At 30.1% G+C, this 12,946-nt stretch carries 15 protein-coding genes; 3 read left to right on the top strand and 12 right to left on the bottom strand.

What is annotated here, in order from left to right:
- Positions 1-54 precede the first annotated feature (54 nt).
- The 4 genes from OCU47_RS20460 to OCU47_RS20445 are packed head-to-tail and all read right to left on the bottom strand — an operon-like array spanning position 55 to position 4,539.
- Complete coding sequence (locus tag OCU47_RS20460) at positions 55-2,502, bottom strand: ATP-dependent Clp protease ATP-binding subunit (RefSeq protein ID WP_261830404.1); 2,448 nt, start codon at positions 2,500-2,502, stop codon at positions 55-57.
- A 2-nt stretch (positions 2,503-2,504) separates the two neighbouring features.
- Positions 2,505-3,539: a protein arginine kinase gene (locus tag OCU47_RS20455; protein ID WP_261830403.1), complete on the bottom strand. Its 1,035-nt coding sequence runs from the start codon at positions 3,537-3,539 to the stop codon at positions 2,505-2,507.
- 20 nt (positions 3,540-3,559) lie between these two features.
- On the bottom strand, positions 3,560-4,072 hold the full coding sequence (locus OCU47_RS20450) for a UvrB/UvrC motif-containing protein (protein ID WP_261830402.1): 513 nt from the start codon (positions 4,070-4,072) through the stop codon (positions 3,560-3,562).
- 14 nt (positions 4,073-4,086) lie between these two features.
- Positions 4,087-4,539 carry a CtsR family transcriptional regulator gene (locus OCU47_RS20445; protein ID WP_261830401.1) on the bottom strand — a complete coding sequence of 151 codons (453 nt, stop codon included), beginning with the start codon at positions 4,537-4,539 and terminating at the stop codon, positions 4,087-4,089.
- Positions 4,540-4,663: 124 nt separating this feature from the next.
- Here OCU47_RS20445 and OCU47_RS20440 point away from each other — a divergent pair, with 124 nt between their 5' ends.
- Positions 4,664-5,299 carry an MBL fold metallo-hydrolase gene (locus OCU47_RS20440; RefSeq protein ID WP_261830400.1) on the top strand — a complete coding sequence of 212 codons (636 nt, stop codon included), beginning with the start codon at positions 4,664-4,666 and terminating at the stop codon, positions 5,297-5,299.
- A 165-nt stretch (positions 5,300-5,464) separates the two neighbouring features.
- Here OCU47_RS20440 and OCU47_RS20435 read toward each other — a convergent pair whose 3' ends face one another.
- From OCU47_RS20435 to OCU47_RS20400, 8 genes are all read right to left on the bottom strand, one after another.
- Positions 5,465-5,635: a DUF362 domain-containing protein gene (locus OCU47_RS20435; protein WP_261830399.1), complete on the bottom strand. Its 171-nt coding sequence runs from the start codon at positions 5,633-5,635 to the stop codon at positions 5,465-5,467.
- Between the two features lie 99 nt (positions 5,636-5,734).
- The gene (locus OCU47_RS20430; RefSeq protein WP_261830398.1) at positions 5,735-5,944 is read right to left on the bottom strand and encodes a heavy-metal-associated domain-containing protein; all 210 of its coding nucleotides are present in this window, start codon (positions 5,942-5,944) and stop codon (positions 5,735-5,737) included.
- Between the two features lie 17 nt (positions 5,945-5,961).
- A complete protein-coding gene (locus tag OCU47_RS20425; RefSeq protein WP_261830397.1) occupies positions 5,962-6,864 on the bottom strand; it encodes a PSP1 domain-containing protein in 903 nt (300 codons plus the stop codon).
- Between the two features lie 2 nt (positions 6,865-6,866).
- Positions 6,867-7,796, bottom strand: a complete 930-nt coding sequence (locus OCU47_RS20420; protein ID WP_261830396.1) for a DNA polymerase III subunit delta' — start codon at positions 7,794-7,796, stop codon at positions 6,867-6,869.
- A 27-nt stretch (positions 7,797-7,823) separates the two neighbouring features.
- On the bottom strand, positions 7,824-8,153 hold the full coding sequence (locus OCU47_RS20415; protein ID WP_261830395.1) for a cyclic-di-AMP receptor: 330 nt from the start codon (positions 8,151-8,153) through the stop codon (positions 7,824-7,826).
- Positions 8,154-8,231: 78 nt separating this feature from the next.
- Positions 8,232-8,819, bottom strand: a complete 588-nt coding sequence (locus OCU47_RS20410) for a nucleoside/nucleotide kinase family protein (protein ID WP_261830394.1) — start codon at positions 8,817-8,819, stop codon at positions 8,232-8,234.
- A gap of 24 nt (positions 8,820-8,843) precedes the next feature.
- A complete protein-coding gene (locus OCU47_RS20405) occupies positions 8,844-10,277 on the bottom strand; it encodes an aminotransferase class I/II-fold pyridoxal phosphate-dependent enzyme (protein ID WP_261830393.1) in 1,434 nt (477 codons plus the stop codon).
- A gap of 11 nt (positions 10,278-10,288) precedes the next feature.
- The gene (locus OCU47_RS20400; RefSeq protein WP_261830392.1) at positions 10,289-10,486 is read right to left on the bottom strand and encodes a sigma factor G inhibitor Gin; all 198 of its coding nucleotides are present in this window, start codon (positions 10,484-10,486) and stop codon (positions 10,289-10,291) included.
- A gap of 145 nt (positions 10,487-10,631) precedes the next feature.
- Here OCU47_RS20400 and OCU47_RS20395 point away from each other — a divergent pair, with 145 nt between their 5' ends.
- A complete protein-coding gene (locus tag OCU47_RS20395) occupies positions 10,632-11,804 on the top strand; it encodes a zinc-binding metallopeptidase family protein (protein ID WP_261830391.1) in 1,173 nt (390 codons plus the stop codon).
- 163 nt (positions 11,805-11,967) lie between these two features.
- Positions 11,968-12,909 (top strand): magnesium transporter CorA family protein, encoded by a 942-nt coding sequence (locus OCU47_RS20390; RefSeq protein WP_261830390.1) that lies wholly within the window; start codon positions 11,968-11,970, stop codon positions 12,907-12,909.
- Positions 12,910-12,946 lie beyond the last annotated feature (37 nt).

Below are 12,946 nucleotides of genomic sequence, written 5' to 3'. Positions count from 1 at the left end.
CAAGTAACTTCATAGGCGACAGACATTAGGACTTGCTATTTATTTTTAATTGCCTTATTGAGTTACAAGCTTTGCAAATTTTAGTTCATCATTTTCCACTGTTACTCTTACAGTATCTCCTGTTTTTATTGTCTGCTTCAATAACTCCTCACTTAATTTATCTTCTATATTCTTAGTTATTATTCTCTTAAGAGGTCTTGCTCCATAACTCAAGTCATTTCCTTTGTTTACAAGATATTTTTTACTTTCTTCATCCAATTCTATCGAAATATCTATATTCTTAAGATTTTCATTAACTGATGATAGCATAAGATCTATTATCTTAAATAAGTCTTGTTCTTCTAATTTATGAAACACTATAGTATCATCTATTCTATTTAAAAATTCAGGTCTAAATGTTCTTTTTAACTCTTCCATAACATTTTCTTTCATCTTCTCATATTCTGAATCTGATTCTGATTCACTTACTGCAAATCCCATGCTTCTTTGTTTCTTTATAGTATGAGCGCCTACATTCGAAGTCATTATTACTATAGTGTTTTTAAAGTTAACTGTTTTTCCTTTTCCATCTGTAAGTCTGCCATCTTCTAGTATTTGTAATAGAATATTAAATACATCTGGATGAGCTTTTTCTATTTCATCTAACAAAATAACTGAATAAGGACTTTTTCTAACAGCTCCTGTTAATTGGCCACCTTCTTCATATCCTACATACCCTGGAGGGGAACCAATTAATCTTGATACTGAGTGTTTCTCCATATATTCACTCATATCAATTCTAATTATATTACTTTCTTCACCAAACATTGCTTCTGCTAATGCTTTAGATAATTCAGTTTTTCCTACTCCTGTTGGTCCTAAGAATATAAAGGAACCTATTGGTTTCTTAGGATCTTTTAATCCCACTCTAGCTCTTCTTACAGCCCTAGCAATTGATTTGACGGCTTCTTCTTGACCAATAACTCTCTCATGTAAAATATCTTCTAGTTTAAGAAGTCTTTCAGCTTCAGTCTCAGTTAATTTTTCTACCGGAACTTTGGTCCACATTGATACAACAGCTGCTATTTCTTCTTCACCAACTTCTTCTGTTATTGATCTAGTTTTAGCAATTAAATTATTTTTTATCTCTTCTAAATTAGTTCTTAAAGCTTTCTCATTATCTCTAAGTTCTGCAGCCTTTTCGTAGTTTTGAGTAGAAATTGCATCTTCTTTTTCTTTAACTACTCTCTCTATATCTTCTTCTATCTCCTTAACATCTGGAGGAGTAATAAAACTCTTTATTCTAACTTTAGCAGCTGCTTCATCAATAAGATCAATTGCTTTGTCTGGCATATATCTATCTGTTATATACCTATCAGATAATTCTACTGCTGCCTTTAAAGCCTCATCAAGAATCTTCACTCCATGATGAGCTTCATATTTGTCCCTCAATCCATTTAAAATTTGTAAAGTTTCTTCCTTTGTTGGTTCACCAACCATAACTGGCTGAAATCTTCTTTCAAGAGCTGAATCTTTCTCAATATACTTTCTATATTCATCAATAGTAGTAGCTCCAATACATTGTATTTCTCCTCTTGCAAGAGATGGTTTTAGTATATTAGACGCATCTATGGCACCTTCTGCTCCTCCAGCACCAACTATAGTATGAATTTCATCTATAAATAAGAATACGTCTCCTGCAGCTTTTATATCCTGCATTACGCTTTTTAATCTATCTTCAAATTCACCTCTGTACTTAGCTCCTGCAATAAGTGAACTTAAGTCCAGAGATACAACTCTTTTATCTTTTAATATCTGAGGTACATTTCCCTCTACAATTCTCTGAGCTAGACCTTCTGCAATAGCTGTCTTTCCTACTCCAGGATCTCCAATTAAACAAGGGTTATTTTTAATCCTTCTACATAGTATTTCCAAAACTCTTTCTGTTTCCTCATCCCTTCCAACTACTGGATCTAACTTTCCCTCTGCAGCTTGTTGTGTCAAATCACTTCCATACTTATCTAATGAAGGGGTCTTTTGTGCTTTCTTTTTAATCGCATCTGCTCCATGTTTTTCAGCTTGATCAGCCCCATTAAAACTGTTAATTAAGTCATTCTTAATAGTATCAAAATTTACACCTAGCTTATTTAAAATGGAATGAGCAACACCCTCACTTTCTGCAATTAGTGAAAGTAATATATGCTCTGGTGATATATAGTTATGGCCAAGATTTCTTGCTTCTACTAAAGCATTATCTAGCACTCTCTTAGTTCTTGGAGTTAAAGGTGGATCTCCCATTAAATATTCTACATCTCCAACTCCTACATATTCGCCAATTAAATTAACTATTTTTTCCTCTGTAGCTCCATAATTAGCAAGTAAAGTTTTGCTTGCTCCCTGTGACCCTACAATACCAAGTAAAATATGTTCTGTCCCTATATAACCATGCTTGAATTCTTGTGAATACTGTCTTGCTCTTACAAGCACTTGCTGAGCTCTATCATTGTATCTATCGTAACTCATCATCAATCCTCCTTTTCTATTTTGAGCCTCTCTCTAATTATTTTAGCTCTTTCTATATCTACTTCCCTCTCACTAACCTCTTTCCCTATACTCTTTTTAATATTATTAGGTTGAGTTATAACTAATAACTCATTTAATAAATTAAGATTAACATCTTTTATTATTGCCATTTCTACGCCCATTCTTACATATGAAAATAATTCCAACGATTCTCTATTAGAAATAATTATGGAATTTGTTAGTATTCCTAACGCTCTATATACTCTATCAAGAAATTCAAATTTATATTTTTCTAAACATATTTCACGTTTTTTATTTTCTTGATCTATAACTTGAGATAATACACCCTCTAAATTGCTTATTATCTCTTCTTCAGATAACCCTAAAGTTATTTGATTTGATAACTGATATATATTTCCATCAGCTCTAGATCCCTCACCATATAAACCTCTGATTGTTATTCCAAACTGAGTTAAAGTTTTTAATAGTGATGGAATTTCTTTGTATATAGTTAAGGCTGGCAAATGAACCATTACAGATGCTCTCATTCCTGTACCTAAATTGGTTGGACATGCTGTAAGATATCCTAACTTTTCATTAAAAGCATAATCTAGTTTGCTCTCTAACAAACTATCTATTTTATTGCATTCATCATAAGCACCCTTTAAATCTAAACCTGATGTAATACATTGCAATCTTATATGATCTTCCTCATTTATCATCAAACTTATAGTTTCTTTTTCATCAATAAGAAAAGCTGTTTTATTAAATTGATCCATTAAATTTTTGCTAATTAAATGCTTTTCTAAATAGCATCCAATATCTATAGGATCATTCTCTAAAAGCTTTATCAATTTTAGATTTTGTAATTCATCTATAGATGTGCATGCACCTGATACCTTACTAATAATATCATTTGATCTCTCTTCATCTAATTTAATTGGGAAAGGCATCTTATCTAAATTTCTTGCTAATCTTACCCTTGAACTTATAACCAAATTATTAGTGTTATTATATCCACTTATCCAATTATTCATTTTCTCCACCTCCCACTAAATTATTCTTTCTCTTGAATTTCTTTTATTTTATCTCTAATTACAGCTGCTTCCTCATATGCTTCTTCCAAAATGCACTTCTGTAACTCTTCTTTTAACTTATTAATTTTTTTCTTAATAATTACTTCCTTGCCCATTCTTTCTGGAATCTTGCCTTCGTGTTCACAATCACCTTGAACCCTTTTAATTATAGTGGATAAATGTTTTGAAAATGTATTATAACATTCACTACATCCTAGCAATCCGGAATTCTTAAATTCTCTATATGTTAAACCACAATTTTCACACTCAATATCCTTCTCATTCATTTTATCCCCTATGTTTGTTATATAATCCATAAGTCCACCAAGGATATTTTGAACTGAAATTTCATTCTTATTAAGGTCTCCCATAATTGCAACATCATGATCTTCCTTGGCACATTCACTACATAACCAAGTTTCAGTTTTTTCTCCTTTGACCACCTTCATTATATGGATATTTGCTTCATTTTTCCCACACTTATCACAAAGCATTTTAACACCACCTTTTATAATATTGTTAAAAGCATAGCCTTTAATATATCTGCTCTCAATTTATTTTTATTCTCCACACCTTGCAACGTACTATCAGTTATTGCCATCTTCATTAAATTTAATTCTCTCAAAGATATTTTTTCAATGTCATATAAATGATCTATTATCATTGCTGCGTTATGATAAGTTATTGTTGAGCCTATGCTTTCCATGATTAAATCCATAATTTGATTCATAGTATTACCAACAACTTTTCTTATAACAATGTAGCCACCGCCACCTCTTCTACTCTCTATAAGATATCCTTTATCATTGGTGAATCTTGTAGATAATACGTAATTTATTTGAGACGGAGCACAACTAAACTTATCTGCCAACTCATTTCTCTGAATTTGAAGTTCATCATTTAAACTATCATCAAATAACTCCTTTATGAACTCCTCAATTATATCTGACAACCTTGCCATACAATCACCAGCCTTTATCTTGACTTTCTTTGACTTTTATTATAGCTCAATCTTTTTTATTAATCAATTAATTTGGATATATAATTTTCTATTGGCAATAATCATACATATATGGAGGTGTTTTATGAAAATTCAATGGTTTGGTCATTCCTCTTTTCTAATTACAGGTAGTTTAGGCAAACGTATATTAACAGATCCATTTAATGTCGACATTGGATACACAACCTATACTGGTTTTAGTAATATAGTAACAGTTAGTCATAATCATTTTGATCACTGTAATTTAAAAAATATAACTGCAGATACAAAAGTAATCAATTCCATAGGAACTAATGTTTTTGACTTTTGTAAAATAACTGGCTTTCCAAGCTTTCATGATGACTGTGATGGACTTAAAAGAGGGAAAAATATAATTTATCTTTATGAACTAGATGGCTTCAGATTGTGCCACTTAGGTGATTTAGGACATGATTTATCTAAAGAATTTTTAGATTTGATTAAGCCAATAGATATTTTATTCATACCTATTGGAGGTAATTACACAATAGATGGATCTTGGGCTAGTAAGATTGCAAAAAATATAGATGCCACTTATATTTTTCCTATGCATTATAAAACAAATAAACTCTCTTTAATGTTAGATGGGCCTGAAGATTTTATATTATCTTTTAAAAATGTAGAAAAATTAAAAACAGATACCATATACATTGATCCAAAGGAAAAAATAAATAATAGTACTGCGTTCTTATTTAATCTGTGAATTATGCTATCCTATTGAAGTCTATCATTATATAACTAGCGTTTTATTTACAATATAATTTCGTATTTTTCAGGTGTGGTTTGCTTCTAATTTACTTACTTAACTAAAAACTTAAATAAAAAAACAGACAAGGGTTGTCCTAAAACAACCCTTGTCTTATTATAATTATTCTTGAGCTGGAGCTCCTACTGGGCAAACGTTAGCACAGTTTCCGCAATCGATACAAGTTGATGCATCAATTACAAATTGAGTATCTCCTTGAGATATTGCGCTTACTGGACATTCGCTTGCGCATGCTCCACAGCTTACACATGAATCTTCTATTTTATATGCCATTGTAAAACACCTCCTAAAATTATCTGTATTATGTATTAGTATAATACACGTATAATTCTACCATGTATACTATGAAATTAAAAGTGTTTTAAAAATATTTTACACTTTGTCTATGACAATATATCCACATTCCTCTATTGCATCTATTATATCTTCTTCGGAAGTTAAATAATTATCGTAAACAATACTAATACTTCCCTTATCTGTAATCTCACAAGCTAAAATTCCTTCGTTTGTAGTAATAGCTGTTCTAACTTTTGTTACATCTGAAGCCTTTTTGATATTACCTACTCTTAAAGATAATTTCATTTCCTATGCCTCCTAAATTAGCCTTTGAATAATTCTTTAATTAGTGATTTATCTTCTTCATCTTGAATTTCTAATTTTATATCTGATTCATCAACTGTATCTTCATAACCACCAGAAATTAATTTTAGGTCTTTTATATTTACATCTTCAAGTATTTCTTCATCATTTCTTCTAATTTTGACCTTAACACTTTCTTTTACCACATTATTTAGAACAACTTCACCCCTGCCGAAATCTGTTTCCACAATAGAACCAACCTTAGGTAGCTTCTTTCTAATCTGTTCATAAGCACTTTGCTCATAATTTAAACAGCACATTAATCTACCACATATACCTGAAATCTTTGTAGGATTTAAAGATAGATTTTGCTCTTTTGCCATTTTAATTGATACTGAAGCAAAATCACCTAAAAATGTAGAGCAACATAAAGATCTGCCGCATGGTCCTAAACCACCTAACATTTTTGCTTCATCTCTTACTCCTATTTGTCTTAATTCAATTCTTGTCTTGAATATTGAAGCTAGATTTTTAACTAATTCTCTAAAGTCTATTCTTCCGTCAGCTGTAAAATAAAATATTACTTTATTATTATCAAAAGTATATTCTACATCTATAAGCTTCATATCAAGACCATGTTCCATTATCTTTTCTAAACATATATTAAAAGCATCTATTTCCTTTGCTTTATTCTCTTCATGTTTTTTAATATCTTCTTCACTTGCCGCCCTAATAACCAATTTTAATGGGGCAACTATCTCTTCTTCCTTTATTTCTTTCTCACCTATTACACATTGACCAAACTCTATGCCTCTTGCAGTTTCTACAATTGCATAATCATCCTTTTTAACATTGCTTTCATTAGGATCGAAATAATATATTTTTCCAGCTTTCTTAAAGCGAATTCCTACAACCTTTATCATTGTTATACCTCCAATAGTTTTATGAACATGACATTAAAGGTAATTGTTGAATTAGTATTGCTCCTAAGATTTCTTTTTGTTTCTCCTACAATACTAACAATTTCATTTAACTTTTTATATGACATTTCATTTGCTAATTTTCTAATATCATCTATCTTATCTCCATTAATTAAAATGGACGTATCTTGCAATTCTTTATATAAAATAACATCTCGTCCCAAAGAAACTACATTCGCTAATATCTCTTCTTCTTTATCTTTAAGTTTGCTAAACTCTTCTTCATACTTTAATACAACAGCTGCATTTTTTCTATTTATATCATCAAAGAGTCTAATTACCATATTTCTTATATTACCAAAACTCTCATCTTTTAAGAAGGTTTCTATTCTACCAGGCACCCCTTCTGAAAAAGCTATTACAGTTTTCCTTAGTTCTTCTCTTAATTCATTATGATGTATATCTAAATACTTATTAATTTCATTAATACTCAATGGTGTTAATTTATAAATCTGACATCTTGATTTAACTGTATCTAAGATTTGTTCTCCATTTTCGCATAATATTATTATAAATACTCCTACCGGGGGCTCCTCTATAGTTTTAAGTAATGCATTTTGAGCTTGAATAGTTAACTTATCCCCATTATATATAATTATAACCTTTTTATCTCCTTCAAATGGCCTCTTATATACTTCTGTTGTTATTGCTCTAACCTCTTCAACTCCAAATGAATTTTTATCAGTCCTATATTTGACTATATCTACATACTCTCTATTCTGTTCCTTATTTAATATTGTAAGTGCAAACTCTTGTGCCAAAAGACTTTTTCCTATTCCATTCGCACCTATTATTAAATGTGCATGAGAGAGTGTATTGTTTATAACACACTTTTTAAACCCATTTCTAATGTTATCATGACCAACAAAATTCAATTCACTCTCTCCTTTTAAACTTATATATTATATCTTAACAAATTGATCAACATCTACTACAAACACTGTAGCTCCGCCAACTTCAACTTCTATAGGATATGGTACATATATTGATGATCCACTTTCCATAGGATTTGGAGAAGAGACAATTTGACTTCTTGTACTGCAAATTTCCTTTACAACTTTAATTACATCATCAACCTTTTCCTTTTCTACCCCCATCATCAATGTAGTATTACCTGATTTTAAGAAACCACCTGTAGTAGCAAGCTTTGTCACCATAAAACCTGCATCAGTTATAGCATCAATTACATCTGATGCATCATCATCTTGCACTATTGCTATTACTAATTTCATAATTACTCCCCCTTTTCAATAAAAAGCTTATTAATTTTATAAGTATATTCTAACATAGTTTTTTTACTTTAACATAAATTATTTTTTCCTAAATAGGTCTATTTTTATATTGTTAATGCACTCATTAAAGTTATTATTAATATAATGTTTTTCTATACCACATAAATCTAAATTCTGCTTACTAAAATCTACATTATCTGCTAAAAATCTTCTACATACTTCATCAAAGTTTGGATTCACTTGCTCTCGTTCTCTCTTTATTGCCCGTTCAAGTCTTACCCCATCATCTACACTTATATATATTGGTATTATGCTAGATTCTCCATAATATTTTCTTAAATCTCTATACGCTTCTAATGTTGCTATTAACAAATAGTTATTTTGAGATAAATCAACCTTTCCATCATCTATAGTACAATAGTACCACTTTCCATAAACAGTATCATACTCCCTCTTTTCTATAACTTTGCCTTGCATAATATATTCTTTTAGTATATCTTCACCTATAAAATTATATTCAACTCCCTGAGTCTCTGTAACTCTCCTAGGTCTGGTGGTATAAGTTATTATGGGTTGTAAACTTAAAGCCTTATCATTCATCAACTCTTTAAAAATTGTATCCTTACCACAACTACTCTTACCCATTAATGCATAAATTTTACCCATACTGTCCTCCGCTCTTCTACATGTTTATATCTCTTCAATTACTAATATCATATTTTCATCCACACCTAACACTTGAACCCTATCATTCAAGGCTTTTCGAATAACCTCTATATGCTTTTTAGTTATTTTTTCACCCATAACTATAAGGGGTGTACCTGGTGGATATAACACTATGTTATCTCCTGCAACAAAATCTTCAGCTTCTTTAAAATTTATTTTTCTCTTATATTTATTTAGTACTTCATATGGTTCAAGAACTTTTTCATACTCTGCATTAGAATACACCGGCTTTACTTTTTCTTCTAATAGTTTTATATTACATTTATTTAATGCATTAAGCAATTTATCATAATCTTCATCAATATTAAATGGTGTAGGAATCAAAACTACATTTCTATCATTGCTCATTTCAGCTTGAATCTTATTTTCCCTTAAATATTCTAGAAGCCTGTGCCCACTAAGTCCTTGTTTAACATTTATAACAATCCTTGTATCATCAAAACAAAAATTCCTGTATCCTAAATGTTCTTCTAGGCAATGTTTGTCTATAACCCTAAATCCATCTATAGAGTTTATTCTATTTTTTAATAAGTTGATTCTATTAATCAATCTCTCATATTCTGTTGAAGCCTTATTTTTTACAAAATCTTTGCTATATTCTAATGAAAGCATAAACATATATGAGGGGCTTGTACTGCTGAATACACTAATATAAAAATTCATTTTAGGTATTAGATCAACATTGTTTATATGTAAGTATGCAGTCTGTGTAAAGCTTGGTAGAGTTTTATGAGCACTTTCTACCACTGCATCAACACCTAATTTCACTGCATTCTCTGGTAATTTATTGTTGAATCCAAAATGTGCTCCATGAGCTGAATCTACAATTAAGTATATTTTTTTCTTCTTGCAATTGTCTGCTATGCTTTTTAGGTCACATCCAATACCATAATAATTAGGATAAGTAAGTATAACTCCTTTTATATTTTTTTCTCTTTCTATTGCTGCAATAACATCTTTAGAATTATTAGGAACATCAATTCCTAATTCTGTGTTGTAACTATGCTCTAAATATATTGGCTTTAATTTTCTTAATATGATTGCATTGAATATTGATCTGTGACAACCTCTTTCAACTAAAACCTCATCACCTTCATTAAACGCAGCAAAAATCATAGCTAAATTTCCACTAGTACTCCCATTAACCAAAAAGTATGACTTCTTACTACCGTAGACATTTGATAAATCTTCTAGACATTCCTTAATCATCTCTTCTGGATGATGTAAATTGTCTAATCCATCAACTTCAGTTAAATCTGCCTTTAAGAACAAATTTAATTTATCTTCAGCTAACAGCAAGTTTTGAAAAGCTCTACCTTGTTTATGCCCTGGCATTGAAAAAGGAGCTATATCTTCATCAATATACTCTTCTATCGTTTCTAAAATACTTTTTCCCAATCTTAATTCCTCTATTTCTGATATAATTTTTTTGGCTTTGGTACATTGGCAAAAATTCTACCAATAGCTTTTCTATAATAATCATAAAGTTTACTGGAAGGAGTTATGTTTATAATAGCAGTCTCACAGCTATTACATATTGTGCTTCCATTTATTATTATACCACTACCTGCCTTGCCACATATTGCACACTTATTTTTTTCTTGCATTTCGTTTCTCCTTTATTTAATAATAACATCTTAATTCTCTCCAATAAAGTTCAATATATTCTTTATGAAATTTTTATCTATATAAATATTTTTATATGCTTTAGGAAAAAATACTTAATATATATGTAATAGGAGGAACTAACTTATGAAACAAGAAATAATATCATACTTATCTACCGAGAAAACTTCTTTATCTGAATTATGTAAATTTCTATATGATAACCCTGAAGAGAGTTATGTTGAATATAAAGCTTACGATTATATAACAAACTTTTTAAAGCAACGTCAATTTGATGTTAAATATAATTTTGAAAATATAGAAACTTCATTTTTAGCTACTAAAGGTAATGGTCACCCTAGAATATGCTTTTTATGTGAATATGATGCTGTAAAAGGCCAAGGACATTTAACTGGACATAATTTATTAAGCACTATATCTGTAGCAGCTGCCATAGGCTTAGGCCATATTATTGATAAAACTCATGGTAGTGTACACATAATAGGTTGCCCAGGTGAATACAGAGGAGGTGTTATGGAAACTTTAGTACACCAAGGTGTATTTAAAGATATGGATGTTGTTATGGTAGCTCATCCGGATGTTGTTACCAGTGAAAGCGGAACTTCATCTGCAATAATACCATTAAGTATAAAATATATAGGTTCAGAGAAATTAAGCTTTTTAAATCAAAATAAATATACAGCATTAGATGCAATACTTTTAACTTTTAATATTATTAATTCACTTTTAAAAGGTCTACCAAAGAATACAAGCATAGACTCGGTTTTATCTAAAGGTGGTTATACACCTTTATTGCAACCATTAGAAGCAGAAGCTCAGCTTTATATCCGTTCAGAATCTATGGCTACAGCAGCTAAAGTTGAAAAAAAGATTCGTGAAGGTGTTAAATTTATAGGTGATTTAATGAATCTAGAAAGTTGCGTTAGTTTAAATGACCCTCATAGTGAAGAGCTTCTAACCAATATAACATTAAGCAGGCTATGCTGTCATAATCTAAAAGAGGCAGGCATAATAGATGTTGGTCCTTTCAGAAACGTGAATTCAGGATTAAGTATTGGAGCTGTAAGCCAAAAGGTCCCTACTATCCATCCTTATATACGTATTACAGAAGATAATGTTGTACAATATGGTACAAAAGAATTTGCTCAAGCAACAATAAGTGAATTTGCCATAGAACAATCCATTAAGGCAGCATTAGCCTTATGTTACACTTCACTAGATATTATAGAAAATGAAAATTTATTAGGTGAAGTTAAAAGCGAATTTTTTGATAATAGCAAATGTACTTGCCAAATTTAATTATTATGACTGTTACTCAAACATTCAGTTAATTTTTGAGTAACAGTCTTTTTTCATACCTCCAAAACTCTTTCATGCAAACATGCAAGCAAAATACTATGGATAATTTTCATTTTATACTCTAAAATAAAACTATAAAATCTTTTATGGGGGACTATACATAATGTTAAACATATATAAAACAACTAGTGAAACTAATGCAACTCTTGAAAAATTAAATGATATAAAGCCAGGCTGTTGGATAAATTTAATTGCACCTACAGATGAAGAGTTAATATTAGTACACAAAAAAACAAATATCCCAATGGAATCTCTGATGGCTCCTTTAGATGATGAGGAAACAAGTCGTATCGAAATTGAGGATAATCATATACTTGTAATTGTGGATATTCCTTTTACTGAAGTAGAAGAAAATTCATTAACTTATGATACATATCCTCTAGGTATTATACATACTGATGATTACATATTAACCATATGCTTAAAAAATAGTAGAATATTAACCGACTTCACTTCTAGAAAAATCAAATCATTTTATACTTTTAAAAAATCTAGGTTTATACTACAAATTTTAAATAAGATATCTAGTTCATACCTACTATATCTTCGCCAAATAGATAAAAAAAGTGAAATGATTGAAAAAAAATTACAAAACTCTATGAAGAATAGAGAGCTTATCCAGCTCCACTGCTTAGAAAAATCATTGGTATATTTCTCAACTTCGTTAAAATCTAACGAAATAACTCTTGAAAAGATGTTAAAGTTAGAACTAATGCAAAAATACAATGAAGATAAAGATATTCTTGAGGACGTAATAATAGAAAATAAACAAGCTATTGAAATGACTGAAATATATAGTAATATTCTAGCTAGTACAATGGACTTTTTTGCTTCTGTTATTTCAAACAACTTAAACATAGTAATGAAAATCTTAGCATGTGTAACTATACTCATGGCTATTCCTACTATTGTAGGTGGAATATTTGGTATGAACGTTGCTTTGCCTTTAGCCGATAACCCCTATGCTTTTCATATAATAATGGTTATCACTGTATGCATCTGCTTTAGCGTAGCTTACTTTTTATATAAAAAGGATATGTTTTAAAAACATTTATTAACCAATTGTTATTATGGTGCATAAA

The organism is Clostridium sp. TW13 (assembly GCF_024345225.1).
GTDB classification, from domain to species: Bacteria; Bacillota; Clostridia; order Clostridiales; family Clostridiaceae; genus Inconstantimicrobium; species Inconstantimicrobium mannanitabidum.
Note: the sequence above shows the minus strand (reverse complement) of the source record. Positions and strands in the feature narration are given on the sequence as shown.